Genomic DNA, 25,323 nt, shown 5'->3' on the forward strand with positions numbered 1-25,323 from the left:
TGCTCGCTCTTCGCTGTGTTGAATCGGTATGGCGTTATTGCTCGCGCAGCCCGGCCACATTGACCAGCCGCGCCACCTGGGCGTAGACGTGGCGCTTGTAGCCGTCATTGAACGGGCCTGCGGCCGCCGCGCGGCCGAGGTCATAGGTGCGGTTGTCTGAATGCCCGCCCGAGGGCTTCAGCGTGCGCGCCAGCAGGTGCACGCGCACCGTGGTGACATTGGCCAGGTTGTTGAGCACCACGCCCCAGTCATAGCCGGGAACGGCGGTGCAGACGGCGCTGTTGTTCGCGCGGGGATCGGACACGTAGCAGTCGGCCGAGCCGTTGCTGTCCTGGTCGACACCGTACAGCACATGCATGTCTTGCACCCCCTGCGCGACCGAGCGCGACTGGAACGCACCGTTGACCAGTTCGGCCATCTTCAGCGTGGGGATGCCGTCGCCGCCGTTGCTGCAGCGGTCGCAGCCGGCCAGGTAGAAGATGCGCACCATGGCGCGGCGCAGTTCAGCCGGCTGGGCCGGATCGCAGGCCTTGGTGCGCAGCCCGAAGGCCGCCGCGCCGCTGGCATCGAAGACAAAGGTCTGCGTGTCCTGCGAACAGGCCGATACCTGCAGGTAGGGCACGCCCGGTGCCGGGGCGGCAACCGCCGTGGTCGACACGCGCCGAATCACCAGCACCTCGGAAGTCGGCGCCAGGTCCGGCAGGCATGGTGCCGCCACGCCCGGCGCATAGCCGGTCAGCGCCACCGGCACGGTTTCGGCAGCAGGCGAGAAGCCAAGGGCGGCTGCATCCGTCGCGCACAGCGCCGGATCCGCGGCCTTGGTGCTGCGTGCAATGTTGCCGACGCCGAAGAACCCCGCCAGCTCCACTTCGCGCCGGATCTGCTCCAGCGCGTAGCGGCCGTTCTCGACCTGCTCGGCAGACTTGGTGAATTCGGTGCGCGACAGGCTGTTGGCAAGGTACAGGCTCGCCAGCGCGGTCAGCAGCACCAGGCCGATGGTGATGCCGATCATCAGCTCGACCAGCGAGATGCCGCGCTGGCGGCGCAGGCGGCGCGCGGACAGGCGCAGGGGGCTCATGACACGGTTCCCAGGGTGCCGATGCGGATCTGCGTGCTGACCGCGCGGCGATAGGCATCGTTGCCGTACTGGCCCTTGCCGCAGCCCAGCGCGGGCGCGCCGGTGGTGGCCAGGCCCTGCCAGGCCACGGTGATGCGGTAGATATTGTTGACGGCGTCGACGGTCTCGATGCAGCCGCGCGCGCCGATCATGGCGCCGACGGCCTGGGCGGCATCAGCGGCGCTGGCCCCCAGGCGCATCTCGGCACTACCCAGCAGCGCGGTGTTCCAGGCCTGCAGGTCCGCATCGGCGGTAGCCTTCTGCGCGGCGGTGCCCTGCGTGCACGCCGCCGGCGGCGCCGCCGCGCTGCCCAGCTGCATGCCGGTCGCGCCGTTGGCATAGCACGATGCCACCTGGCGGTTGGCGTTGAGGCGCGCAACCATGTCCTGCAGCAGCGCCAGCGCCTGCACGCGCTGGTAGGACTCCATCTCGGTCTGGCCCGAGCGCGCCACCAGCCCGGCGGTGCCGAGCAGCGCGACCAGCAGGATCACCGCCGCCACCAGCACCTCGATCAGCAGGAAGCCGCGCTGCGTGCGGCGGACAGGCATGCTCGGCCGCAGCCGCGGAATTCTTTGCTTCATGAGCAGGCTCCCGTGTCGGAAGCGACGCGGCCTGTCTCGCTGACCTGCACGCAGACGCGCGACGCCGCTGCCGTATCGCCGTTGGGCGCCACTTCGAAAGTCATGGCCGCGCCCGTGAGGCGGCCGTCGTTGCCAAGCGCAAGGGCCCCGGCAGCGCTGGGCGTGATGGTCAGGCCGCCGTAGGGCCCGAAGCTGCGCACCGTCTCGGCGCCTGCGGTGACTGCCCAACCGGCAGTCCATGCGGCGCCGGTGGCTGCCAGCGTGACCGTGGCATTGCGCTTGACTGCCTCGCTGCGCGCCAGCAGCAGTGCCGAGGTCAGGTCATGTGAGGCGCCGCGCACGCGCTGGTTGGCGATCAGTGAAGAGAACGACGGCGCCGCCGCGACCGCGAGGATCGCCAGCACCGACATGGCGCACAGCAGTTCGACCAGGGTGAAGCCGCGGCGGGTGGGCCGGCCGGGCGAAGACGGCGGGAACGTGGCGCGCCGCATGGTCAGTTCCAGCAGTCGGTGCCTGAACCAGACGCCGATTTCGCGCCGGCACTGGTCAGCGTCAGCGAGCCGCAGTCGGCGTCGCCGGCGAGCTGGCTGCCCTTGGGCGTGGCCACGATGCTGTAGCCGGGCGGCAGCGCCGCGTTCGGCGTCACGGCGACGCCGTAGCGCGTTGCCTGCGCGGCCGGCACCGACATGCCCAGCGCGCCCAGATTGGCGGCATAGGCGCGGTTGTCGACCAGGTAGCGCTCCTGGGCGCTCGCGACCTCCAGCATGAAGGACTCGATCGCGGCCCGGTGCGAGCGCACGACGTGACGGCTGTAATTTGGAATGGCGACGGCGGCAAGAATGGCAATGACCGCCACGGTGATCATCACCTCGATCAGCGTGAAGCCATGCGCTGCCCTGGCGCCGCGCAGGCGCCAGCCCCGGCACGGATTGCCGGTTGCCCCAACTTCCCCAATGACCCGAAACGACGGGTTGACCCTCCCGCCGTGTCGCACTGCCGGGCTTCTATGTCCCATGCCGCGCTCCGATACCAATTATGTTCCGGATGACCAATTCCGGAGGTTATGGCGCGGAGTGTAAGTCACGATCTGCTAAGCGGGTAAGGAAAATATGATGCCGGCCGACCGGCGTTGTAGCGAACAGACAGTGGTGTTACGAGACCTGCTCAGGACATACAGCCAAGGCATATGCAGACGTTAACCGTCAGTGAGGGGGAACCCTGACCCGCCCTGTTCGACCGGCCCGATGCGCGCCCGGGCGCACCTGTGCAACAATCGTTACAAACACCGAATCCGGAATGCCCATGCCGCCCGACAGCCCTACCCCATCGCCGCAAGCGCCGCCGCAGGATCTGGACGCCCTGCTGGCGCTGCTGCGCAGCAACTTCCCCACGCTCAGCACGCAGTTCCAGGGCGGCGCGCGCTACCTGCTCGACCATCCGCAGGACGTGCCGGTGCTGTCGATGCGCAAGATCGCGGCCAGTGCCGGGGTGCAGCCTGCCACCTTGGTGCGGCTGTCGCAGCATCTCGGCTTCGAGGGCTGGCAGGGGCTGCGTGAACTGTTCGTCGATGCGCTGCGCGGCGGCAGCCAGCCGTACGCGCGCCGCGCGCGCAAGGTGGTGCGTGAAAGCAGCTCCAGCCGCATGCTGGGCGAGATGCTGGACGCGCAGCACCACAACCTGGACATGATCGCCGCCAACAACGAGAAGACGCTGCAGCAAGCGGCGGAACTGCTGTCGCATGCGGCGTGCGTGCATGTGGCGGGCTTCCGCTCGTGCTTTCCGATCGCGTTCACCTTCCACTATGTCTACCGGCTGTTCCGCAGCACGGTGCACCTGATCCGCGCCGATGCCGGCACGCTGGAGATGGAGCTGCGCGGCCTGGCGCCCAAGGATGCGGTGCTGGTGGTCAGCTTCGCCCCCTACTCGCAGGAAAGCATCCGCGTCGCCGCCGCCGCGCGCGAGTGCGGCTGCAAGGTGATCGCGCTGACCGACAGCACGGTCGCGCCGATCGCGCTGGCGGCGGACTGCACGTTGCTGTTCTCGGTGGAAAGCCCGTCGTTCTTCCCGTCAGTCACCGCCGGCGTGGCCGTGGTCGAGGCCCTGGTCGAGCAGCTGCTGGCGCGCAAGGGCAAGGGCGCGATCCGCGCGCTGGAACAAGCCGAGGGCGAGCTGCACCGGACCGGGGCGTATGTGGTGGCGGGGCGCGAGTGAGGGTGGCCCCCAGTCACTCATCACTACTGCGTGCACTTCTCCCGGTACGCCTGCTGCAGCGACCTCTTCGGCCGGTCACGCTCCAGTTCCGGAATCATGCGGCCCTGCGCGGTCTCGATGGCCGGCTGGGTGGCACGGTATTCGCGCTTGGGTGCTTCGGCGATCTGCGCGGCCAGGGCGCGGCATTCGTCCGACTGGATGCTGCCCGGCGTCGCGGCCGGGTCGGGACGGTAGGGCGTGGTGCCCTGCTGCACCGCTTCGTTGATGGCGGCGGCGGCAGCGCTGTCCCCGTCCGGCCTCTGCGCATGCGCGCTGCAGGCCATCGCCAGGGCGGCGATGGCGGCAATGCGGGTCAGGGTTCGCTGGCTCGGCATGACTTCTCTCCTGTGGCTCGATGAAATTATGCAAAGGCTGCCAGCTTAATCGTTCGCGGCCTGTCTGACACTACCGGCATTTCCGGCATTTGCGGCGTCGATGCCACCTGCGCCTGCCCGGGTACAGGCTGATATAGATGCCCTCGGGCGATTCCAGCGCTGCATGGCCGGTGGAGATCACGCCGTCGCGGTCCACCGCGGCGATATAGCGGTCGACCAGCGGCTGGCGGCGCGCTTCGCCGCGGGCGGACCCGACCGGGGTCCAGACATGCACGGTCAGCGCGTGCTCGCCGGGTCCGGGCGGACCGTCCCAGATGGTCATGTCGGGCGCATCGGCGGCAGCAGCCGTATCGGTTGCCGGACCGGCGGCGGGAGCGGCCCGTGGTTGGGCCACAGGACAATACGGCCAACAGCAAGCTGTGGCGCGGAGATTCCGCTAGGGCGCGCGACGCCCGCCTCCTTCGTCCCGCTCGAGCTCCCAGTCGCGGCGCATCATGACATAGGTGAACGAGGTGGACCAGCCGATCAGGATCAGGCCGACCAGCGGCTCGATGCTGGCGATCAGGCGGCTGGCGCCCACCGGGACGATGTCGCCCAGGCTCTGCGTGGTGAAGGTCTCCAGCGCAAAGTAGGCGTAGACCAGCGCGCCTGGCTGCGTGTGGACGCCGGACACGCCGGCAACGCCCATCGCGGTCAGTCCGCCCAGGCCCAGCACCTGGTCGGCGAACCAGAAACCCAGCGCGAACACCAGCGCTTCCAGGCAATGGACCACGATGATGCAGACGATCAGCACGCCGATGTTCATGCGCCCGCTCCAGCGCCGGGGGTGTATCGCTGACAGCAGCCGCAGTGCCTCGTAGTGGATGCCGACCACGGTCACGGTCAGGACGGCGGCGCACAGCAGGGCCAGCGAATAGTGTTCGGCGGAAGTTTCCATGCGCAGCGGCAGGCCTGGTCGGTGTCCGGGACGATCGGGAACAGCGCGGAAAAAAAAAGCCGCCCTCCAAAATATCACTGGAAGGCGTGCAGGAAAACCAGGGAGCGGGCGCGGCGGGCGCGCGGCCGTGCTCGTAGCCCTGGCAGAGGGTCGGTGGCGGCCGGGTGGCCGCCGCATGGATCAGCTGCTGCTCTTGCAGGAGAGGTTGACGTACAGCCCGCCGCCCCATTTGAAGTTGCGGTTGCCACTGACCTGCACCTGGACAATGTCGTTGGCCGCCACCGCCGTCGTGGCCGGCGCCGAGCAGGTCCGCACGGTGGCGCCGAGCGAACAGGCGGACGCATCGGTGATGGCAAGCGGGGCGATCGTTTCCAGCGCCGCGCCGCTGGCGACACGGTATGCCGCCAGGGTGTACTTGACCTCGTCATCGGGCACCGGGCCCGCCAGGCTCGCGTTCAGGGTCAGGCCGCCGCTGCAGCCCACCGGCATCACCGCGCCGAAATTCGGATCGTTGCTTTGCCGGTCCAGCGCGGTGCCGGTCATGACATAGGTGCCATTGCCATCCGGCGAGTCGTACACAGCGAAGTTGGCGGTATAGATCGTCGCGCCGGCGCCTGTCTCTCCTTGCTGGCCCTGGGGGCCGGTGTCGCCCTTTTCGCCCTTCTCGCCCTGCGGACCTTGCGCCCCGACCGGGCCAGTCAGGCCAACCACGGAGACCCCGGCCGGCCAGCCCTCGGCCGTCTTCGGGCCGAACAGCGTATTGGTGGCCGTATTGAGGTAGAAGCTGCCTTCGCTGCCATCGGCAGCGGTGGGATCTGCCGCGCCGTGCAGCAGCACGGCGCCGGGCGCCCCGGCCACGCCTTGCGGGCCGACCAGCGACACGCCGGCAGGCCAGGCCCCGTCAGCCTTGGGTCCGTAGAGCGTCGAGGTCAAGGCATTGAGGTAGAAGTCGCCGTCCGTGCCAACGTCCGCCGCGGGCGCATTGGCGCCGGACAGGATGGTCTTGCCGTTCGCGCCGGCCGGGCCGGCCGCGCTGGCGGATGGAGCGGCGCTGGCTGGCGCGGAATCGCCGCCACCGCCACCGCATCCTGCGAGCAGGATGGCGAGGCAGGCGAGCGGGATCGCCGCGAGTTTCAGGTCAATGCGTTGCACGATGGAAGCCCCCCGGTTTCTCATGAATGGCATGCCCGGATCTGTGCCGGGTGAGTTCAATCTAGAGATCGCGGTGATTCCGATAAATCGTGCATTTGCACGGGCTGTTTCATTAATGAAGCGCGTTTCCGGAGCGGCGAAAAACTGCCCCGTCCTAATAGCGTCAACGCCCGTTTGAAATCCCGGATGACTCGGGATAATAATTATGAAAATACCCGGATTGCCGCGCCTGGCGGTAACACGGCGGGCACCTGGCCCGATTCAGAGCGGGCGAATTCAAGCACCACACGACCGCATCCGTGCGCGCCGGTGCGACCAGAAAATACCGGCAATATCTCGCCCGAACGGTTGAGTTGCGGATGGGATAGCGTGGCTCCGGGCTGTTCAAAGGAGAAACGAATAATCGCCATTTACCCCTTCGTGGGGGAATATGCGCGGCACCGGCAAACGGCCAGGCGCAGCATGGCGCGGCGATGGACTATGCTGGAAATCCCAACAGCGTCCTCACGGAGGCCATCGTGCGCAAATCTGTCCTAGTCCTTACGGCACTGCTGCTGGCCAGCGCCCCCGGCCTGGCGCTGGCCCATAACTGCCCCAACGAGATGAAGGCCATCGACGCCAAACTGTCGACCAAGCCGGCGCTGTCGCCGGAAAATTCCGCCAAGGTTGCCAAGCTGCGCGCCGACGGCGAGGCCTATCACAAGGCCGGCAAGCATGACGAATCGATGAAATCGCTGCTCGAAGCGAAAAAGATCCTGGGTATCTGAGACCGATCGCAAAGAAGAGCCGCCACGCGCCCAGGCGTGGCGGCTTTGTTTATTTTTCCCGCGGTCGTCGCCGCAGCAGGCCGGGTCAGGACCCCGATCCAACCTGCTGGACCACACCGTTGGGCGCCACCAGGTAATATTCCGCGCCAATCCCGACCCAGCGCGTGCCCTTGCGCGGCGCGGGCAGGTCGTATTGCTTGTAGTCGTCGATCACATACTGGCGGTCCCTGAACTCGGTGGGCAGCCGGTCACCCTTCTTCCACTGCTGCACCTGCATATAAGGCGAGTTCTGCGCCGCCGGCGCGGAGGCGGCCATGGGATCTGCCATCGGCTTGGACTTGGCACCACCCTGCGCCATCGCAAACGGCGCCGCCAGCACGCTTGCCGCCAGCAACAGTGCCGGCATCGCTTTCTTGGTCTTCATCGTGATCTCCTTGCGTACGGGAAAACCGAACTGCCGGAGGATCCGGACAGCATCTACCAGATTAGTCACAAATGCGGACAACTGCGGCATCCGCCGTCCATGCGCTGGCGCTCGATTTGACCGACGGGGCATTCGCGCCCTGACAGATTGTTCACAATTGTTTGCCGGTTGGCACCCATTGGGGGGGAGCCGCCGACGCCACCCGTGACTAGAATGGGTCCTGACAGAAACAATTTGTTACGGGCGGCCGCCACTCAGCTGTCAGCGGGCCGCGGCCCCGCGACCCGCGCCGCGGGCGCGTACCGCCCTCGATGTTCCCTGGCTTACGCCCTGTTCACGGCGCTTCGCACGCGGGCACCCGTCCCTGCCAGAGAACCATAAAAACTGGGGACTCTCCGTGTTGCACGATACTGGTCAATTCCTGGCCCTGGTCAATCCCGCCATGGCCATCCTGCTTTCGCTCTGCTTCCTGCTGGCCTGGAACCATGAGCGCACGCGGCACTACCTGCTGGAGCTAGGTGCCTGCTATTTGCTGTACGCGGTTGCCATCACCTTGCAGATCATCTGGCAGCCGCGCAACGGCGGCGGCAACGCCACCGTCACCGGTGCGCTCTACCTGGGCAGCGCCGTGCTGATGCTGCGTGGCATGCTGGCGCGCATCGGCGCGCGCGTCGATACCTGCGCGCTGGTGTCGCTGCCGCTGGCCCTGTTTGCTGCGCTTGCCTGGTTTGATTTCATGCAACCCCAGCTGGTCGCCCGCATCTGCATCCTGAATGTCGGCATCGCGCTGATCCTGCTGCTGGGCATCGCGCCGCTGGCCCGCCTGCGCACAGGCAGCACCGCGGACCAGGTGCTGTTCTGGGTCTTCCTGCTGTTTGCCCTCCATTTCCTGCCGCGCACGGTGCTGACCATTGCTCCGGTCATCGGACAGGACGCTGCCGCCCTCACCCGCTCGGCCTACTGGCTGTGGCTGCAGGTCACCATGGCATTGCTGCTGCTCACGCTGGCGCTGGCGCTGCTGGCGGCGACCACGCTGGACGTGATCGACGGCCTGCGGCATGAACGCGACACCGATCCGCTGACGCAGCTGCACACGCGCCGCAGCCTGGAGGCGCTGGCCGCGCGGGAAATCCCGCCACCTCAGGGCAAGCCGCTGAGCGTGCTGCTGTGCGATCTCGATTTCTTCAAGTTCATCAACGACAACTACGGCCACAGCGCCGGCGACGCGGTGCTGGCGCAAATCGGCCGGATCATCGCCGCCGGCATCCGGCGGCGCGATATCGCCGCGCGCCTGGGCGGCGAGGAGTTCGTCGTGCTGTTGCCCGATACCCCGCCCGATGCAGCCTTGCACCTGGCCGAACGCTTGCGCCAGACGCTGGAGAGCACGGAAATGGACGTCCTGCCGGGCATGCACACGGTGACCGCCAGCTTTGGCGTGGCCACGCTGCGGCCCGGCGAAGACCTGGAAGCCCTGCTGATGCGCGCGGATAACGTGCTGTATGCGGCCAAGAACAAGGGCAGGAATTGCGTGGAGTGGGAACGGGAGGCCGGCTTGCCGGTGCTGGCATGATGCTGCCGTGCCTCCCGTCCGGCGCGGCTAAGCAACCGTGGGCGTGCCCACCACCGCAAACTCCGGCCCGTCATAGCTCTGCGCCACGGACACGCCGCCATCGAGCAACCGCTGGCTCCAGTGGTCGAGCGCCGCGCGCGCGGCCTGGCTGACATCGCGGCCCAGGGCAAGGCGGACGGCCGCCGGCGCTTCCAGCCCGAAGCTGCGGGTGGTTCCCCACGCAATTTGGTCCCGTTCGAAATCCCCGATCGCCTGCTCGACGCACAAGCCGCTGTCGGCCACCGCGGAAGCCAGGAAGACATCGGGATGCCTGCTGGTCCAGTCGACCACGTTGCCGATCTGGCGGATGCCCGCGGCACGGCAGGCGGCGATGGCACCGTCGCGGCCGCCGTCGATCATCGCAAAGACGATATCTGCGCCGGCGCGGGCCTGCGCGGCAACCGCGTCGCCGGCCAACGCCGGATCGTGCTGGTTGCCGCAGAAGGTCGTGAGTGCCGGCAGGCCAGGCACTACGCTGCGCACGCCATGGAGAAACGCCGCGCGCCCCTTCAGCCCGGGGCGCACCTTTTCGCCCGACAAATGGGCGACCACGCCGGTGCGCGAATCCGTCGCCGCCAGCACGCCGGCAAGGAAGGCGGACTGTTCCTGCAGCACCTCATAGCTCGCGGTGTTGGCGCACAGCACGCTGCCCTGCGTGACCACGAAGCGCCGGGCGGGATGGCGAGCCGCGGCAACAGAAACGGGATAGTCCCCCTGTCCGCCATGCGCAACGATCAGGTCCGTGCCGGTCTGGCACAGCGCCAGCAGCGCTGCTGCGCGCGCCTGCGGATCCGGATCGGCAATCCACGTCACCGCCACGTCGTGGCCGGCATTGCGTGCGCGCATGGCGCCGGCATGCCCGGCTTCATTGAAGCTGCCGCGTCCTTCGGGCCCGAACAGCACTACCTGGATGCGCGCGCTCATGACAGCGTCGCCCCGGTTGCCACGACCACAGGACCCCAGGCCTGCGCCTGCTGGCGTACGTAGGCGGCAAACTCATCGGGCCGGCGCTCGGCCAGCACAAAGCCCTGGGCTTCCAGGCGGCCGCGCAGGGCCGGTTGTTGCAGGATGACCTGCAGTTGTTGATGCAAGCGTTGCACGATGTCCTCAGGCAGGTTGGCCGGCGCGGAGACGCCGACGAAGTTTTCGGCCACCAGGCCGGGATAGCCGGCTTGCGCCACGGTGGGCAGCCGGGGCGCCTGCGGCACGCGTTGCGCCGAGGTCACCGCCAGCAGGCGCAAGGCGCCGGACTGCAGCAACGGCAGGTTCTGCGGCAGGGCATCCACCGCAAACGGGATCTGTCCGCCGAGCAGGTCGGCGCGCATCGGACCCGCGCCCTTGTATGGCACATGGGTCAGCCGCAACCCCGCCTGCTGGCCAAACAGCTCGCCGACGATATGCGCCACCGACGCCGCCCCGCCGCTGCCGAACGGCACCGGCTCGCGCTGCGCGCGGATCCACGCCGCCAGCTCCGCGAGGTTGCGCGCCGGCACCGACGGATGCACGGCAAAGACGGTCGGCACCGCGCCGATGTAATGCACGTGCGTGAAGCTGCGTACCGGGTCGTAGGCGGGCCGCCTGAGCAGGAACGGCGAGATGCTCAGCGCCGCCGAGTTCGACATCAGCAGCGTGTAGCCGTCATTGGGCGCCGCGGCGACCGCAGCCGCGCCAATCGTCGATCCCGCCCCCGGCCGGTTGTCGGTCACGAATGGCTGCCCCAGCTTTTCCTGCAGCACCGGTGCCAGCAGCCGCGCCACGATGTCGCTGGACCCGCCCGGCGGGAAAGTCACCACCAGCCGCACCGGATGGCGCGGCCATGCCGCGGCGCCGCTGTCCGCGCGCGCCGGCATCCCCGGCAATGCCGGCGCGGCCAGCGCCGCGGCAAGGAACTGTCTTCTCGAAATCACGGTGGCCCTCCGGCTTTACAGGCGATGGCGCAGGCCGACGCCGCCGCCGAACTTGTTGCCACGCACGCCCATGAAGGCGGGCAGCGCATAGCTGCCGCTGATGCGGTTGAAATCGGCTTCCGCATAGACGCTGGTGCGTCTGGACAAGCTGTACTCCGCCACGCTGGTCAGCATCAGCCGGTGGCCGCTGGCGGCGCTCTGCCGGTCATAGCCGGCCGCCAGCGACACCGCCAGCGCGGGCGTTGCCTGCACCGTGGCGCCGCCGGTCAGCACATGGTTGCGGGTCGGGCTCAGGTGGTAGCGGTTGTCCAGGTAGCCGAGCGCCAGCTTGACGCGCCCCAGCTGGCTGCTGCCGCCGATGCCCCAGATCGTGCGCTTCTCTTCGGTGGCCAGCGCATTGGTGCTCTGGAACAGGGCACCAATGTCGATCCGTGCCGTGGTCCAGGCCAGCGCCAGCCCCCGGCTGCTGCTGGCCGCCGCATCGCCCGGCACTTCGCCGAAGGTATAGTGCGCCGCCGCCGAGAACGCGCCCCACCTGCCCGCGTACTTCACCATGTTGTCTTGCCGCGGACCGGTATAGCCGTTAAGAATGGCCACCGCATCGGGATTGGGATGGCCATAGGGCTGGAAGCGGAAGGTCGCGTCATAGGCCGTGGTGAACTGGCGTCCGAACGTCAGCTTCCCCCACGCCTGGTGCTCGATCCCCAGGTAAGACTGCCGGCCGAACAGCCGGCCTGTACCCTGCGTGCCAACCTGTCCGTAGTTCGACGCCGCGGTGCCTTGCAGCGAAGTACCCGAGGCCAGGTCGAAGCCGCTTTCCAGGTTGAACAGCGCCGACCATCCCGCACCCAGCGCCTCATTGCCGCGCACGCCCCAGCGCGAACCGCTGAAGTAGCCCTCGCTCAGTTCAGCCAGGCGCTCGTCCCCGCGGTTGTTGTCCGAGTAGCGGACCATGGTGTCGATCAGGCCGTAGACCGATATGGAAGTCGATACTGATTGCGCCTGCGCCTGCTGCGTAACGCCGCAGCTCGCCCCCGCCAGCACGCCGGCAAGCGCCATGGCGTGACTGCGCCTTGTGTTCCCCACCTTCACGCACCACCCTCCGTTTGCATACAAATTAAGAATGCAAAATATAGGATGTGGCCGCACATCCGCATACGAATGTGTGCGCATGAGGAAATGCGGTTTGCGCGGAAAATGCGGACACAAAAAAAGCCCGCTTATGCGGGCTTTCGGGGGTGATGCTTGAAGCGAGTCCGTGCTCAGAACGGGATATCGTCGTCCATATCCTCGAAACCATTCGAGGCGGGCTGCTGCGGCCGGCGCGCAGCGCCACCGCTCTGGCCGCCGCCCTGGCCGCCGCCCTGGCCGCCGCGGCCACCGCCGTAGCCGCCGCCCGAAGCTTCGCGGCTGTAGCCACCACCGCCGCCTGCGCCGCCACCGTAGCCGCCTTCGTCACCGCCACCGCCGCCACCACTCTGGCGCGAGCCCAGCATCTGCATCTGGTCGGCAACGATTTCAGTGGAGTACTTGTCCTGGCCCGACTGGTCCTGCCACTTGCGGGTGCGGATGCGGCCTTCGATATAGACCGACGATCCCTTGCGCAGGTACTGGCCGGCGATTTCGGCGATCTTGCCGAAGAACGAGACGCGGTGCCATTCGGTGGCCTCCTTCATCTCGCCGCTCTGCTTGTCCTTGTAGCGATCGGTGGTCGCCAGGCGGATATTGGTCACGGCGTCGCCGCTGGGCAGGTAGCGGGTTTCCGGGTCTGCGCCGAGGTTGCCGACGAGAATGACTTTGTTGACCGATGCCATGAAATGTTCTCCAAAAGCCACGCGCCGTGTTGAAAAGCGTGGCAATACGATGACGGTAAAGCGGATGTAGTGTGACGCGATACTGCGGCGACGTAAACGAACATCGCGCCCCCGGCCAGACGTCGGGTGGCGCGATCATGCTAGGCCTTTTCCAGGCCGGATTCTTTACGATGTGATGCGGATCAGGCCGGCGTTGCCGGTGCAGCTTCCTGCCCGCGCGCCGGCGGCGCCTTCATGCTCCAGGCGATTATAAGCCAGAGCAACAGCACCACCGCGCAACCGACGAACACGGCGCTGCGCCCCTCGTGCTTGAGCAGCCAGCCACCGGCCGCGCCGCCCAGGAACAGGCCCAGCGCCTGCGTGGTGTTGTAGACGCCCAGAGCCGCCCCGCGCGCGGCCGCGGCGTAGCGCGACACCAGCGAAGGCTGCATCGCCTCCAGCACGTTGAACGCGACAAAGAAGAGCAGCAGCACGCCGACGATGGCCCACAGCCCGTGCACGGCGGCAAACAGCAGCTGCACCGCGGTCATCAGCGCGACCGCGCCCAGCAGCACCGGGCGCACGCGGCCGTAGCGCTCGGCCGCCATCATCGGGCCCAGCATCAGCACGAAGGACACCAGCACCACCGGCAGGTAGACCTTCCAGTGCTGGTCCAGCGGCATGCCGGCATCGGCCAGCATGGCGGGCACCACCATGAACATGGCCACCTGGGAAGCGTGCAGCGCCAGCACGCCGACGTTCAGGCGCGCCAGGTCGGCGTTGAGCAGCACCTTGCGGAACGGCAGGCGCACCGGATGCGGCGGCGGCGGGGTCGGCACCAGGAACAGCGTCACGCCGATGGCCACCAGCCCCAGCACCGACATCAGCCCGAAGATGCCGGACATGCCGATGCTGTGCAGCAGCGGCGAGGCAATCACCAGCGACAGCGCGAAGGTCAGGCCGATGCTGCCGCCCACCATCGCCATCGCCTTGGTGCGATGCCGTTCGCGCGTCAGGTCGGCGATGCAGGCAGTGATGGCCGCGGAGATCGCGCCCGTGCCCTGCAGCGCGCGGCCGGCGATGATGCCGCTGAGCGTGTCGGAAAAGGCGGCCACCAGCCCGCCGGCGATGAACAGCAGCAGCCCGGCCACCATCACCGGCTTGCGCCCGATGCGGTCGGACAGCCAGCCCAGCGGGATGTGCAGGAATGCCTGCATCAGGCCATAGATGCCCATGGCCAGGCCCACGCGCTGGGCGTCGTGCCCGTCGGGCAGGCTGTGCGCGTATTCGGCAAAGACGGGCAGGATCAGGAACAGGCCCAGCATGCGCAGCGCGAAGATGCTGGCCAGCGACACGGCGGCGCGCAGCTCGGCGCGGGTCATGCGTTCGCGGGCGGGGGCCTGGGATGCGTCAGCGGCACCCGCACCCGGGGAAGAAGACTGGATCGACGGCATTGCGATCGTGGGATCGTGGAATCTGTCAGGCTGGCTGCCGGTGCATCGCAACGGCAGTTTCGATCGGGATCGCGGGGGGAAGTTGCCGCCCGGAACCCGGGGCCGGCGGCGGCTTCGCCGGGCGCCTGCATGGCGCGGGCCACCCCGGAAACCGAAGTTGGGTATATTAACAGGTTTGCTCCTTCGCGCTTCCCGGGTCACCTGGCCATGCCAGCTGGCCCCCGGGCGTGTGCCCGGGCGCGCATTCCGGCCGTCGCCAGCGGTCGGAAGTGCCAAATACGGTACTTGTTTCTGGGTTTTGCGATTCCTTCAGACAGCCTTGCCAACCCCGGCAGGGCGGCCTGTCTGGCGACGACTTTTCGGCATATGGAAGAAATCAAGATCCGTGGGGCGCGTACCCACAACCTGAAGAACATCAATCTCGACCTGCCGCGCAACCGGCTGATCGTGATCACCGGCCTGTCGGGCTCGGGCAAGTCCTCGCTTGCCTTCGACACGCTCTATGCCGAGGGCCAGCGCCGCTACGTGGAGTCTCTGTCCGCCTATGCCCGCCAGTTCCTGCAGCTGATGGAAAAGCCGGACGTGGACCTGATCGAAGGCCTGTCGCCGGCGATCTCGATCGAGCAGAAGGCCACCAGCCACAACCCGCGTTCGACGGTCGGCACCGTCACCGAGATCCACGACTACCTGCGCCTGCTGTACGCCCGCGCCGGCACGCCCTACTGCCCCGACCACAACCTGCCGCTGCAAGCGCAGAGCGTGTCGCAGATGGTGGACGCCGCGCTGGCCCTGCCCGAGGACACCAAGCTGATGATCCTGGCGCCGGTGGTGGCCGACCGCAAGGGCGAGCACTCGGACCTGTTCGACAGCATGCAGGCGCAGGGCTTCGTGCGCTTTCGCATCCGCTCGGGCGGCGGCACCGCGCACGAGGCCGAGGCCAAGGTCTATGAGGTCGATGCGCTGCCGAAACTGAAGAAGACCGAGAAGCACACCATTGAAGTGGTGGTGGACCGCGTCAAGGTGCGCGCCGACATCAAGCAGCGCCTGGCCGAATCGTTCGAGACCGCGTTGCGCCTGGCCGATGGCCGCGCGCTTGCGCTGGAACTCGACAGCGGCAAGGAGCATATGTTCAGCTCCAAGTTTGCCTGCCCGATCTGCTCGTACTCGCTGCAGGAGCTGGAGCCGCGGCTGTTCTCGTTCAACAACCCGATGGGCGCCTGCCCTAGCTGCGACGGGCTGGGCCAGATCACCTTCTTCGATCCCAAGCGCGTGGTGGCCTTCCCCAACCTGTCGCTGGCCTCGGGCGCGATCAAGGGCTGGGACCGCCGCAACCAGTTCTACTTCCAGATGCTGCAAGGCCTGGCAGCGTACTACGACTTCGACACCGAGACCCCGTTCGAGGAGTTGCCGGAAAACGTGCAGCAGTCGGTGCTGCACGGCTCGGGCGAGCAGGAAATCCCGTTCACCTATATCAACGAACGCGGCCGCACCACCGTGCGCGAGCATGTGTTCGAAGGGATCATCCCCAACCTGGAGCGCCGCTACCGCGAAACCGATTCGGTCGCCGTGCGCGAGGAACTGGCCAAGTACCAGAACAACCAGCCCTGCCCCGCCTGCCAAGGCACCCGCCTGCGCACCGAGGCGCGCCACGTCAAGCTGGGCGAGGGCGAGCAGGCACGCGCGATCTTCGAGATCAACGGCTGGCCGCTGCGCGACGCGCTGACCTACTTCCTGACGCTGGACATGCACGGCGCCAAACGCGAGATCGGCGACAAGATCATCAAGGAGATCTCGGCGCGGCTGAACTTCCTGAACAACGTCGGGCTGGACTACCTGTCACTGGAGCGCAGCGCCGATACGCTGTCGGGCGGCGAGGCCCAGCGCATCCGGCTGGCGTCGCAGATCGGCTCGGGTCTGACCGGCGTGATGTATGTGCTGGACGAGCCCTCGATCGGCCTGCACCAGCGCGACAACGACCGTCTGATCGGCACGCTCAAGCACCTGCGCGACATCGGCAACTCGGTGCTGGTGGTCGAGCACGACGAGGACATGATCCGCGCCTGCGATTACGTGGTCGACATCGGCCCGGGCGCCGGCGTGCACGGCGGCATGATCGTGGCCGAGGGCACGCCGCGGCAGATCGAGGAGTCGCCGGCATCGCTGACCGGCCAGTACCTGTCCGGCCAGCGCCGCATCGAGGTGCCGAAGGAGCGCGCCGCGCCCGACGATGAGCGCCTGCTGCGCATCGTCAACGCCAGCGGCAACAACCTGCGCAACGTCACCGCCGAAGTGCCGGTGGGCCTGCTGACCTGCATCACCGGCGTGTCCGGCTCGGGCAAGTCGACGCTGATCAACGACACGCTCTACCATGCGGTGGCGCGCCACCTGTACGGCTCGACGCCGGAGCCGGCGCCGCACGACCGCATCGAGGGGCTCGAGCATTTCGACAAGGTCATCAACGTCGACCAGAGCCCGATCGGGCGCACGCCGCGTTCCAATCCGGCCACCTATACGGGCCTGTTCACGCCCATCCGCGAACTGTTCGCCGGCGTGCCGTCGGCCAAGGAGCGCGGCTACGACCCGGGCCGCTTCTCGTTCAACGTCAAGGGCGGGCGCTGCGAATCGTGCCAGGGCGACGGCGTGCTCAAGGTCGAGATGCACTTCCTGCCCGACGTCTATGTGCCGTGCGATGTCTGCCACGGCAAGCGCTACAACCGCGAGACGCTGGAAGTTCTGTACAAGGGCAAGAACATCTCCGAGGTGCTGGACCTGACCGTCGAGCAGGCGCACGAGTTCTTCAGCGCGGTGCCGGTGGTGCGGCGCAAGCTGCAGACGCTGCTGGACGTGGGCCTGGGCTATATCCGGCTGGGCCAGTCGGCGACCACGCTGTCGGGCGGCGAGGCGCAGCGCGTCAAGCTGTCGCTGGAGCTGTCCAAGCGCGACACCGGGCGCACGCTCTATATCCTGGACGAGCCCACCACCGGGCTGCACTTCCACGATATCGAGCTGCTGCTCAAGGTCATCCACAAGCTGCGCGACCAGGGCAATACCGTGGTCATCATCGAACACAACCTCGATGTCATCAAGACCGCGGACTGGCTGATCGACATGGGGCCGGAAGGCGGCGCCGGTGGCGGCCAGGTGATCGCGCGCGGCACGCCGGAGGATGTGGCCAGGAGCAAGGCGAGCTTTACGGGCAAGTATCTGAAGCCATTGCTGGAGCGGTAAGGCCTTAGGAATTTTCGGATACAGGCCCGGCAAGAATTGTCGCGACTCGCTTACGCAAGCGATTGCACAAGTTGAGGTGTATCAAGATGAGGTGAGCTTGCCGCTGCTGAGGCGGGCCTGCCCCTTCAGTCCAGCCCGGCGTTGGGCAGCACCCGCGCGCGGCGCGGCGCTCCGCCCGGCTGCAGTTCGATCGCGACGCCGCCACCGCTGTCGGCGCCGTGGCCGCTCAGCGCGGTGATCACCACCTGGTGCGTGACCAGCAGGTAAGGCCCGCCGCGCGGATCGAGCCCGTCGATAAAGCGCGAAAGCTGCGCGGTCTGCGCTTCCCGGCGCTGTGCATCCGCGCCAAAAAATGAATTGAGCAATGGCTGGACCCGCACCGGACCCAGGTCGATCAGGCGGGCGGTGTCCTGGCAGCGGCACCAGGCGCTGCTGTAGACCCGCGTCGGCCGGAAGCCCGCCGCCTTCCAGCTGCTACCGAGCCTCGCCGCCTGCTGCCGGCCGTTCGCGTCCAGGTTGCGCTGGGTCGAACAGTCGTCCAGCTTGAAGCCCGGCGGATCGCCGACCCCCGGCGCACTCGCATGCCGCAGCACGACGACGACATTGGGGCGCTTCAGTTCACTGACGGCGATTTCGCCCTGTGATGCCGGAACGACCTGGGCGGCGGCCACGCACGGCGCCATGGCAAGCCATGCGAGGAAGAGGCGAAGAAGCGGCATCGGCGTCTCCGGTGACGGGCCAGTCCATCCGGTATAGCAGGTACGCGTGCCATGCGAGGATCCCTGCCCGCTTGCATTCACCACCCCGCGCCCTACCATGAACCGGATGGCGGCAAGCCGCGCCGCCATTCTGGAGCCAGCCATGGAACTGACGGTCGTACCGGTCACCAAGCCGGAAGCCACCAACTTCATCTTCGGCCATTCGCATTTCATCAAGACCGTGGAAGACCTGCACGAGGCGCTGGTCGGCACGGTGCCGGGCATCCTCTTCGGGCTGGCGTTCTGCGAGGCCTCGGGCAAGCGCCTGGTGCGTTGGTCGGGCACAGATGAAGACCTGATCGACCTGGCCTGCGAGAACGCCCGCGCCATCGGCGCCGGGCATACCTTCGTGATCTTCCTCGGCGACGGGTTCTTTCCGGTCAACGTGCTGGCCGCGGTGCGGGCAGTGCCGGAGGTGTGCCGCATCTTCTGCGCAACGGCCAACCCGACCGAGGTGATCATCGCCCAGACCGATGCCGGACGCGGCGTGGTGGGCGTGATCGATGGTGCCTCGCCGCTGGGGATCGAGACCGATGCCGATGTGGCGGAGCGCAAGGCGCTGTTGCGGAAGTTCGGCTACAAGCTCTAGCGTCGCCGCTCAGTGCTGCGCTGCCTGCACCGCCGGCACCGCCGGCACATCGTCTTCCTTCATCCGGCTGCGGTTGAGCACCCCAGCCTGCTCCAGCACCGGATAAGCCGTCGCACAGAACAGCGAATTCAGCCGTTTGAGCTCGCTGATCACATCCAGGTGCAATGAGCTGGTCTCGATGCTCTCGGCGGTCTGCACCGCCACGCGCTGCAGGTGGGTGCGCGCGTACTTGCGCTCCAGCTCGCGGAAGTTCGCTTTTTCCGCCATCAGCGCCTGGGCGCTCTTGAGGTCGCCGTTGAGAAACACCGACAGGCCCAGCCGCAGGTTGGCGACCAGGCGCGCGTGCATCTCGGCGATTTCCTGCATTCCCGCCTCCGAGAACATCAGGTTGTGGGCGATCTTCTTGTCCTTGGTATCGAGCAGGATGCGCTCGATGATGTCGCCCGCGTGTTCCAGGTTGATGGTGAGCGAGATGATCTCGGTCCAGCGCTGGCCGTCGCGCTCGTCCAGCGCTTCCAGGCTGATGCGCGTCAGGTAGAGCTTGATCGCGGTGTAGAGGTCGTCCACCTCGTTGTCGATGCGGCAGGTGGCGTCGGCCAGCTTGGCGTCGTTGGTGCGCAGCACGCGCAGCATGTTGTCCAGCATCTGCTCGACGCGGTCGCCGATGCGCAGCACTTCGCGCGCGGCGTTGGCCAGCGCCAGCGTGGGCGTGGACAGCGCGGCCGTATCGAGGTGGCGCGGCGTGACCTGGCTGTCGCCGGTGTTGCGCCCGGGCAGCACCTTCTCGCACAGCCGCGCCAGCGGCGCGGTGGCGCCCAGCAGCAGCACCGCCAGCGCGACGTTGAACAGCAGGTGGAAATTGACGATCAGCCGTTGCGGGTCATGGTCCAGCAGCGCCAGCAGCTCCTCGGCCTGGCCCAGCAGCGGCAGCGCCACCAGACAGCCCAGCAGGCGCGACAGCAGGTTGCCCAGCGTCACGCGCTTGCCCGGCTGGTTGTTGCCCGAGGTGGTCAGCAGCGCCGAGATGCCCGAACCCAGGTTGGCCCCCAGCACCAGCGCCAGCGCCACGTGGATCGACACCACGCCGGCCGAGGCCAGCGCGCCGCAGAACAGCACCACGGCCAGGCTGGAATAGCACAGGATGGTCAGGAAGGCGCCGACCAGCATGTCCAGCCCCGCGTCGCCGGTCAGCGAGGCGAACAAGACCTTGACGCCGGCAGCCTGCACCACGGGACGGGTGGCGATGGAGATCAGCTCGAGCGCCAGCGTGATCAGGCCCAGGCCGATCAGCACGCGGCCGACGTGGCCGGCCCTGCTGCCCTTCCAGGTCAGATGGCAGATCACGCCGACAAAGATCAGCAGCGGCGACAGCCAGGACAGGTCCAGCGAGAACACCTGCACCATCAGCGCGGTGCCGACGTTGGCGCCGAGCATGATGGCCAGCGCCGGTGCCACGGCGATCAGGCCCTGGCCGACGAAGGAGCTGACGATGACCGCGGTGGCGTTGCTGCTCTGGACCAGCCCGGTGACGCCGAGCCCGGCAAGGAAGGCGGTGAAGCGGTTGGAGACGCTGGTCGACAGGACATGGCGCAGGTTCGCGCCGTAGACGCGCAGGATGCCGACCTTGACGATGTTGGTGCCCCAGACGAGCAGGGCAACGCCTGATAGCAGGTGAAGGAGTACGCCCATGGTGCGCCTTTGTGTGACCAGTGCCGACAAAACCCTGGAGGCTAGGCCCGGTCATCGTGTAGTTGTCAATGAGGCATTATGCGCCCGTCACCCGACAGCGGCAACGGCATGGGTGCGGCGCGCGGGCAACGGGCAACACCGGCGCCCGGATGCGCGCCAGCGGCGCCGCTCAGGGCAGCGCGACCTTGATCCCCAGCCCGACGAAGATCGCCCCGGCGGCGCGGTCCAGCCAGCGGCCGGTGGCCGGGCGGCGGCGCAGCCAGGCGCCCAGCCAGCCCGCGCACAGCCCGAACAGCGAGAACACCACCGCCGTCTGCAGCATGAAGACCACGCCCAGCAGCAGGAACTGCAGCCCCGGGTGCGCGGCATCGGCGCGCACGAACTGCGGCAGGAACACCAGGAAGAACAGCGTCACCTTGGGATTCATGATGTTGCCGAGCACGCTCTGGCGGAACACGCGCGCGAGCGGCACCGCATCGACATCACCGCCCTGCGCCAGCCCGCCCTTTGCGCGCAGCGCCTGGATGCCGATCCAGATCAGGTAGGCCGCGCCCGCATACTTGATCAGCTGGAACGCCAGCGGCGACGAGCGCAGCACCGCGGCCAGCCCCACCGCCGCAATCACGGTGTGGAACAGGCACCCGACCGAAAAGCCCAGTGCCGCGACCAGCCCCGCGCGCCGGCCCTGCGCCATGCCGCGCGCCAGCACCTGCAGGTTGTCGGGCCCCGGGGCCACAGTCACGGCAATCGAAGTCAGCAGGAACAGCAACAGGTCAGGCATGGGGTCTCCTTGCGTGGAAATCTTGCGGGCCGGTCAGCGTGGCTCAGTGCCCTTCGAACTTGCACACGGTGAACAGCGGCAGCCCGCCGTCCTGCAGCAGCTTCGAGCCGCCCAGTTCGGGCAGGTCGACGATGGCGGCGCCCTCCACCACCGTCGCGCCCAGGCGCTCCAGCAGCTTGCGTCCGGCCATCATGGTACCGCCGGTGGCGATCAGGTCGTCGACCAGCAGCACGCGGTCGCCGGACTTGCAGGCGTCTGCATGGATCTCGACGGTGGCGCTGCCGTATTCCAGCTCGTACTCCTCGGCCACGGTCTGGAACGGCAGCTTGCCCTTCTTGCGGATCGGCACGAAGCCCAGGTTCAGCTCATACGCGACGATCGCGCCCAGGATAAAGCCGCGCGCGTCGATGCCCGCCACCAGGTCGAGCTGCGCATCCATGTAGCGGTGCACGAAGACATCGATCAGCACGCGCAGCGTCTTGGGGTTCTGCAGCAGCGGGGTGATGTCGCGGAACATCACGCCCGGCATGGGCCAGTCCGGCACCGTACGGATGCGCTCGCGCAGGTAGCCGGTGACGTCGCCGAGCTCGGGGGACTGGATGATGGAGTCTGCCATAGGGGTCTGGAAACGGTAGGCGCGCAGCGTGGCGCGCCAATCAGAAAGAGGGGTCGCAGTGGGTCGCGGCAGGATGGCCGCCGGCGCGGTAACCAGTTACCACCCGCGCCATCGGGGCGGCCAGCACAATGGCCCTGCCGGCCCGCTTGGCTGGCCAGGGGCCGGGCTGCCGCGTCCGGCACCCGCCGGACACCCATAACCATACAGGAGAGCGCGATGGCAAAGAAGATTCTGATGCTGGTGGGCGACTACGCCGAAGACTACGAAACCATGGTGCCGTTCCAGGCACTGCAGATGGTCGGCCACACCGTGCATGCGGCCTGCCCGGACAAGCAGGCGGGCGACGCCTGCGCCACCGCTATCCATGACTTCGAGGGCGACCAGACCTACACCGAGAAGCGCGGCCACAACTTCACCCTCAACGCGAGCTTTGCCGAGATCGACCCCGCCGGTTACGACGCACTGGTCATCCCCGGCGGCCGCGCGCCGGAATACCTGCGCCTGAACGCGCGCGTGCTGGAGATCGTGCGCCACTTCGCCCAGGCGGACAAGCCGATCGCCGCGGTCTGCCACGGCGCCCAGCTGCTGGCCGCGGCAGGCGTGCTCGAAGGCAAGACCTGCTCCGCCTACCCGGCCTGTGCGCCCGAGGTGAAGCTGGCCGGCGGCACCTATGCCGATATTCCCGTCGACCAGGCCCATACCGACGGCAACCTCGTCACGGCCCCGGCCTGGCCCGCGCATCCGGCCTGGCTGGCGCAGTTCCTTGCCGTGCTGGGCACGCGGATCGTACATTAGAGCTTTCCGCACGCGGCGCCCCCACGCGTGAAGGCACGGCCCGCCCCATCCGCGAGCCGTGCACATGCCCGCAGGCTGCGCCGCCCGCACGGGAGCATCCATGTGTGAAATCTTTATCCGCGCCAATCCGGCGTCGTACCAAAGCCAGTCGCGCTCGCTGCGCCTGCATGGCGTGGCCACCAGCATCCGGCTGGAGAGCCTGTTCTGGGAGGTGCTGGAAGAACTGGCGCGGCGCGACGACATGACCGTCAACCAGCTGATCACGCGCCTGCACGATGAACTGACCGAACATCGCGGCAGCGAGGCGGTGGCCGGCAATTTCTCGTCCTTCCTGCGCGTGTGCTGCCTGCGTTACCTGATGCTGCAGGGCGAAGGCCGCATCCCGGCCGATGCCAGCGTGCCGATCCGCTCGCTGGACGCACGCGCCGTGCTCGACAACCTGCCGGAATCCTGGGTCGAGGCGCGTCCGCACTGACGCGCACGACGCCCTGGCTCATCCGTTCAGGATGCGAGTTTCCGCAGCCTCCAGCGCCTCGGGCGGGCCGCGCAGCACCACGATATCGCCCGGCTCCAGCACGGTCTCGGGCTCCGGATCGAAGGCGCGGATGCCGCGCCGGCGCACCGCGGTCACCTCCACGCCGATCCGCTCCAGCCCCAGCACGCCAAGACGCCGCCCCACCGCCGTGGATTGCGGCCCGAGCGACACGGAATGCAGCCGTACCGAATCGCGCTCGACCATGTCCTCATCATCGTCGCGGCCGTGGAAATAGCCGCGCAGCAGGCTGTAGCGCGCGTCGCGCGCCTCCTGCACGCCGCGCAGCACATGCCGCATCGGCACGCCCAGCAGCACCAGCGCGTGCGAGGCCAGCATCAGGCTGCCCTCGATGATCTCGGGCACCACCTCGGTGGCGCCGGCCTTCTGCAGCGTATCGAGCTCTGAATCGTCCACCGTGCGCACGATAACCGGCAGCGCCGGCGCCAGTTCCTGCACGTGGTGCAGCACCTTGAGCGCCGATGGGGTGTTGGCATAGGTGACGATCAGGGCGGCGGCGCGGTGGATGCCGGCGGCGATCAGCGCCTCGCGCCGGCCCGCGTCGCCGTAGACCACGGTATCGCCGGCCGCGGCGGCCTCGCGCACGCGGTCGGGGTCCAGGTCCAGCGCCACGTAGTTGATGCCCTCGCGCTCGAGCATGTGCGCCAGGTTCTGCCCGCTGCGGCCGAAGCCGCAGATGATCGCGTGCTTCTCGGTCTGCAGGCTCTGCGCGGCGATGCGGGTCATGTTCAGCGACTGCATCAGCCATTCGTTGGCGGCAAAGCGCAGCACGATGGCGTCGCTGTACTGGATCAGGAATGGCGCGGCCAGCATCGACAGCAGCATCGATGCCAGGATCACCTGGATCAGCACCGGGTCGACCAGGTTCAGGCCGTCGATCTGGTTCAGCAGCACGAAACCGAATTCGCCGGCCTGCGCCAGCCCCAGCCCGGTGCGGATCGCCACCCCCTGGCGCGAGCCGAAGACCCGCGCCAGCAGCGCGATCAGCACCAGCTTGAACAGCACCGGCACCACCAGCAGCGCCAGCACCAGCCATACGTGGTCGAGCACCACGCGGATATTGAGCAGCATGCCGATGGTGACGAAGAACAGTCCCAGCAGCACGTCGCGGAACGGCTTGATGTCCTCTTCCACCTGGTGGCGGTAGGGCGTCTCGGAGATCAGCATGCCCGCCATGAAGGCGCCCAGCGCCATCGACAGGCCCAGCCGCTCGGTCAGCGCCGCCATGCCCAGCGTCACCAGCAGCAGGTTCAGCATGAACAGTTCCTGCGAGCGGCGCGCCGCCACCACGTGGAACCAGCGGCTCATCAGGCGCTGGCCCAGGAAGAAGATGACGCCCAGGGCCACCACGATCTTGACCGTGGCCAGGCCCAGCGCCACCATCAGGTCGCCCGGATCGCGCGACAGCGCCGGGATCACGATCAGCAGCGGCACCACCGCCAGATCCTGGAACAGCAGGATGCTGATGATATTGCGGCCCTGCTCGCTCTCAAGCTCCATGCGCTCGGACAGCATCTTGGAGACGATCGCGGTGGAAGACATCGCCAGCGCCCCGCCCAGCGCCACCGACGCCTGCCAGGACAGCGGGAACAGCCAGTTGAAAGCCCAGCTGGCCGGCACCACCGCCAGCATCGACAGCACCACCTGCGAGCCGCCCAGGCCGAACACCAGCCGCTTCATCGAGCGCAGCTTGGTCAGGTTGAACTCCAGCCCGATCGAGAACATCAGGAAGACCACGCCGAATTCGGCCAGGTACTTGGTCTGCGCGGTGTCGCTGGCCAGCCCCAGCGCATGGGGGCCGATCAGGATGCCGACGGCCAGGTAGCCGAGCATCGGCGGCAGCTGCAGCATGCGGAATGCGACCACGCCGAAGACGGCGGCGGCCAGCAGCACCAGGGTCAGTTCCAGCGGAGAATGCATCAGGCGGTCTGGGTGACCGGCCAGGCGCACGTCCGACCCGGCACGGGCACCCTGCCGGCAAAATACGG

The 25,323-nt window shown here is 67.8% G+C and carries 26 protein-coding genes and 1 pseudogene; 7 read left to right on the forward strand and 20 right to left on the reverse strand.

The window, feature by feature from the left end; all coding sequences use genetic code 11:
- Positions 1-34: 34 nt before the first annotated feature.
- From C265_RS26045 to C265_RS26060, 4 genes are read right to left on the reverse strand one after another with little or no spacing between them, the layout of a single operon-like run.
- On the reverse strand, positions 35-1,078 hold the full coding sequence (locus C265_RS26045; protein WP_010814417.1) for a PilW family protein: 1,044 nt from the start codon (positions 1,076-1,078) through the stop codon (positions 35-37).
- The gene (locus C265_RS26050) at positions 1,075-1,698 is read right to left on the reverse strand and encodes a prepilin-type N-terminal cleavage/methylation domain-containing protein (RefSeq protein ID WP_010814416.1); all 624 of its coding nucleotides are present in this window, start codon (positions 1,696-1,698) and stop codon (positions 1,075-1,077) included. Before C265_RS26050 ends, C265_RS26045 begins: the two co-directional genes overlap by 4 nt.
- On the reverse strand, positions 1,695-2,189 hold the full coding sequence (locus C265_RS26055) for a GspH/FimT family pseudopilin (RefSeq protein WP_010814415.1): 495 nt from the start codon (positions 2,187-2,189) through the stop codon (positions 1,695-1,697). The genes C265_RS26050 and C265_RS26055 overlap by 4 nt, the downstream gene beginning before the upstream one ends.
- 2 nt (positions 2,190-2,191) lie before the next feature.
- Complete coding sequence (locus C265_RS26060; protein WP_037025339.1) at positions 2,192-2,713, reverse strand: type IV pilin protein; 522 nt, start codon at positions 2,711-2,713, stop codon at positions 2,192-2,194.
- A 287-nt stretch (positions 2,714-3,000) separates the two neighbouring features.
- On the opposite strand from C265_RS26060, the gene C265_RS26065 reads away from it, so the two are divergent.
- Positions 3,001-3,909: a MurR/RpiR family transcriptional regulator gene (locus tag C265_RS26065; RefSeq protein WP_010814413.1), complete on the forward strand. Its 909-nt coding sequence runs from the start codon at positions 3,001-3,003 to the stop codon at positions 3,907-3,909.
- Positions 3,910-3,932: 23 nt separating this feature from the next.
- Here C265_RS26065 and C265_RS26070 read toward each other — a convergent pair whose 3' ends face one another.
- From C265_RS26070 to C265_RS32365, 5 genes and pseudogenes are all read right to left on the reverse strand, one after another.
- Complete coding sequence (locus C265_RS26070; RefSeq protein WP_010814412.1) at positions 3,933-4,283, reverse strand: hypothetical protein; 351 nt, start codon at positions 4,281-4,283, stop codon at positions 3,933-3,935.
- 118 nt (positions 4,284-4,401) lie between these two features.
- Positions 4,402-4,602: pseudogene (locus tag C265_RS26075) on the reverse strand (DUF308 domain-containing protein); the annotation flags it as partial.
- A gap of 117 nt (positions 4,603-4,719) precedes the next feature.
- Positions 4,720-5,220: a potassium transporter Kef gene (locus tag C265_RS26080; protein ID WP_010814410.1), complete on the reverse strand. Its 501-nt coding sequence runs from the start codon at positions 5,218-5,220 to the stop codon at positions 4,720-4,722.
- A 180-nt stretch (positions 5,221-5,400) separates the two neighbouring features.
- Entirely contained in the window at positions 5,401-6,372 is a 972-nt protein-coding gene (locus tag C265_RS33135) for a collagen-like protein (protein WP_010814409.1), read from the reverse strand.
- A gap of 203 nt (positions 6,373-6,575) precedes the next feature.
- On the reverse strand, positions 6,576-6,782 hold the full coding sequence (locus tag C265_RS32365; RefSeq protein WP_143010711.1) for a hypothetical protein: 207 nt from the start codon (positions 6,780-6,782) through the stop codon (positions 6,576-6,578).
- A gap of 63 nt (positions 6,783-6,845) precedes the next feature.
- Between C265_RS32365 and C265_RS26090 the strand changes: the two genes are divergently transcribed.
- Complete coding sequence (locus C265_RS26090; protein ID WP_010814408.1) at positions 6,846-7,139, forward strand: hypothetical protein; 294 nt, start codon at positions 6,846-6,848, stop codon at positions 7,137-7,139.
- Positions 7,140-7,224: 85 nt separating this feature from the next.
- On the opposite strand, the gene C265_RS26095 is transcribed toward C265_RS26090, so the two are convergent.
- The gene (locus tag C265_RS26095; RefSeq protein ID WP_010814407.1) at positions 7,225-7,563 is read right to left on the reverse strand and encodes an RcnB family protein; all 339 of its coding nucleotides are present in this window, start codon (positions 7,561-7,563) and stop codon (positions 7,225-7,227) included.
- A gap of 397 nt (positions 7,564-7,960) precedes the next feature.
- Here C265_RS26095 and C265_RS26100 point away from each other — a divergent pair, with 397 nt between their 5' ends.
- On the forward strand, positions 7,961-9,133 hold the full coding sequence (locus C265_RS26100) for a diguanylate cyclase (RefSeq protein WP_037025345.1): 1,173 nt from the start codon (positions 7,961-7,963) through the stop codon (positions 9,131-9,133).
- Between the two features lie 27 nt (positions 9,134-9,160).
- Here C265_RS26100 and C265_RS26105 read toward each other — a convergent pair whose 3' ends face one another.
- The 5 genes from C265_RS26105 to C265_RS26125 all read right to left on the reverse strand — a co-directional run bounded on the left by C265_RS26105 (position 9,161) and on the right by C265_RS26125 (position 14,326).
- Positions 9,161-10,096, reverse strand: a complete 936-nt coding sequence (locus C265_RS26105) for a BMP family protein (RefSeq protein WP_010814405.1) — start codon at positions 10,094-10,096, stop codon at positions 9,161-9,163.
- On the reverse strand, positions 10,093-11,079 hold the full coding sequence (locus tag C265_RS26110) for a tripartite tricarboxylate transporter substrate binding protein (protein WP_037025349.1): 987 nt from the start codon (positions 11,077-11,079) through the stop codon (positions 10,093-10,095). The genes C265_RS26105 and C265_RS26110 overlap by 4 nt, the downstream gene beginning before the upstream one ends.
- A gap of 15 nt (positions 11,080-11,094) precedes the next feature.
- Positions 11,095-12,138, reverse strand: coding sequence for a porin (locus tag C265_RS26115; protein ID WP_010814403.1), 1,044 nt, complete (start codon positions 12,136-12,138; stop codon positions 11,095-11,097).
- A 203-nt stretch (positions 12,139-12,341) separates the two neighbouring features.
- On the reverse strand, positions 12,342-12,893 hold the full coding sequence (locus C265_RS26120) for a single-stranded DNA-binding protein (protein ID WP_010814402.1): 552 nt from the start codon (positions 12,891-12,893) through the stop codon (positions 12,342-12,344).
- Between the two features lie 182 nt (positions 12,894-13,075).
- Positions 13,076-14,326: an MFS transporter gene (locus C265_RS26125; RefSeq protein WP_037025351.1), complete on the reverse strand. Its 1,251-nt coding sequence runs from the start codon at positions 14,324-14,326 to the stop codon at positions 13,076-13,078.
- 366 nt (positions 14,327-14,692) lie between these two features.
- On the opposite strand from C265_RS26125, the gene uvrA reads away from it, so the two are divergent.
- Entirely contained in the window at positions 14,693-17,554 is a 2,862-nt protein-coding gene (gene uvrA / locus C265_RS26130) for an excinuclease ABC subunit UvrA (RefSeq protein ID WP_010814400.1), read from the forward strand.
- Between the two features lie 125 nt (positions 17,555-17,679).
- Here the strand turns inward: uvrA and C265_RS26135 are convergent, their stop codons facing one another.
- Positions 17,680-18,273 carry a histidine phosphatase family protein gene (locus C265_RS26135; protein WP_010814399.1) on the reverse strand — a complete coding sequence of 198 codons (594 nt, stop codon included), beginning with the start codon at positions 18,271-18,273 and terminating at the stop codon, positions 17,680-17,682.
- Positions 18,274-18,415: 142 nt separating this feature from the next.
- Between C265_RS26135 and C265_RS26140 the strand changes: the two genes are divergently transcribed.
- Positions 18,416-18,901 (forward strand): adenosine-specific kinase, encoded by a 486-nt coding sequence (locus C265_RS26140; protein WP_010814398.1) that lies wholly within the window; start codon positions 18,416-18,418, stop codon positions 18,899-18,901.
- Positions 18,902-18,910: 9 nt separating this feature from the next.
- On the opposite strand, the gene C265_RS26145 is transcribed toward C265_RS26140, so the two are convergent.
- From C265_RS26145 to C265_RS26155, 3 genes are all read right to left on the reverse strand, one after another.
- Positions 18,911-20,590: a Na/Pi cotransporter family protein gene (locus tag C265_RS26145; protein WP_010814397.1), complete on the reverse strand. Its 1,680-nt coding sequence runs from the start codon at positions 20,588-20,590 to the stop codon at positions 18,911-18,913.
- Between the two features lie 169 nt (positions 20,591-20,759).
- Positions 20,760-21,371, reverse strand: a complete 612-nt coding sequence (locus C265_RS26150; RefSeq protein ID WP_010814396.1) for a LysE family translocator — start codon at positions 21,369-21,371, stop codon at positions 20,760-20,762.
- Positions 21,372-21,414: 43 nt separating this feature from the next.
- Positions 21,415-21,987, reverse strand: coding sequence for an adenine phosphoribosyltransferase (locus tag C265_RS26155; RefSeq protein ID WP_010814395.1), 573 nt, complete (start codon positions 21,985-21,987; stop codon positions 21,415-21,417).
- Positions 21,988-22,203: 216 nt separating this feature from the next.
- Between C265_RS26155 and C265_RS26160 the strand changes: the two genes are divergently transcribed.
- A complete protein-coding gene (locus C265_RS26160) occupies positions 22,204-22,782 on the forward strand; it encodes a DJ-1/PfpI family protein (RefSeq protein ID WP_010814394.1) in 579 nt (192 codons plus the stop codon).
- Positions 22,783-22,882: 100 nt separating this feature from the next.
- Entirely contained in the window at positions 22,883-23,257 is a 375-nt protein-coding gene (locus C265_RS26165) for a ribbon-helix-helix domain-containing protein (protein WP_010814393.1), read from the forward strand.
- An 18-nt stretch (positions 23,258-23,275) separates the two neighbouring features.
- On the opposite strand, the gene C265_RS26170 is transcribed toward C265_RS26165, so the two are convergent.
- The gene (locus tag C265_RS26170; RefSeq protein ID WP_010814392.1) at positions 23,276-25,255 is read right to left on the reverse strand and encodes a monovalent cation:proton antiporter-2 (CPA2) family protein; all 1,980 of its coding nucleotides are present in this window, start codon (positions 25,253-25,255) and stop codon (positions 23,276-23,278) included.
- Positions 25,256-25,323 lie beyond the last annotated feature (68 nt).

Source organism: Cupriavidus sp. GA3-3, assembly GCF_000389805.1.
GTDB lineage: Bacteria > Pseudomonadota > Gammaproteobacteria > Burkholderiales > Burkholderiaceae > Cupriavidus > Cupriavidus necator_D.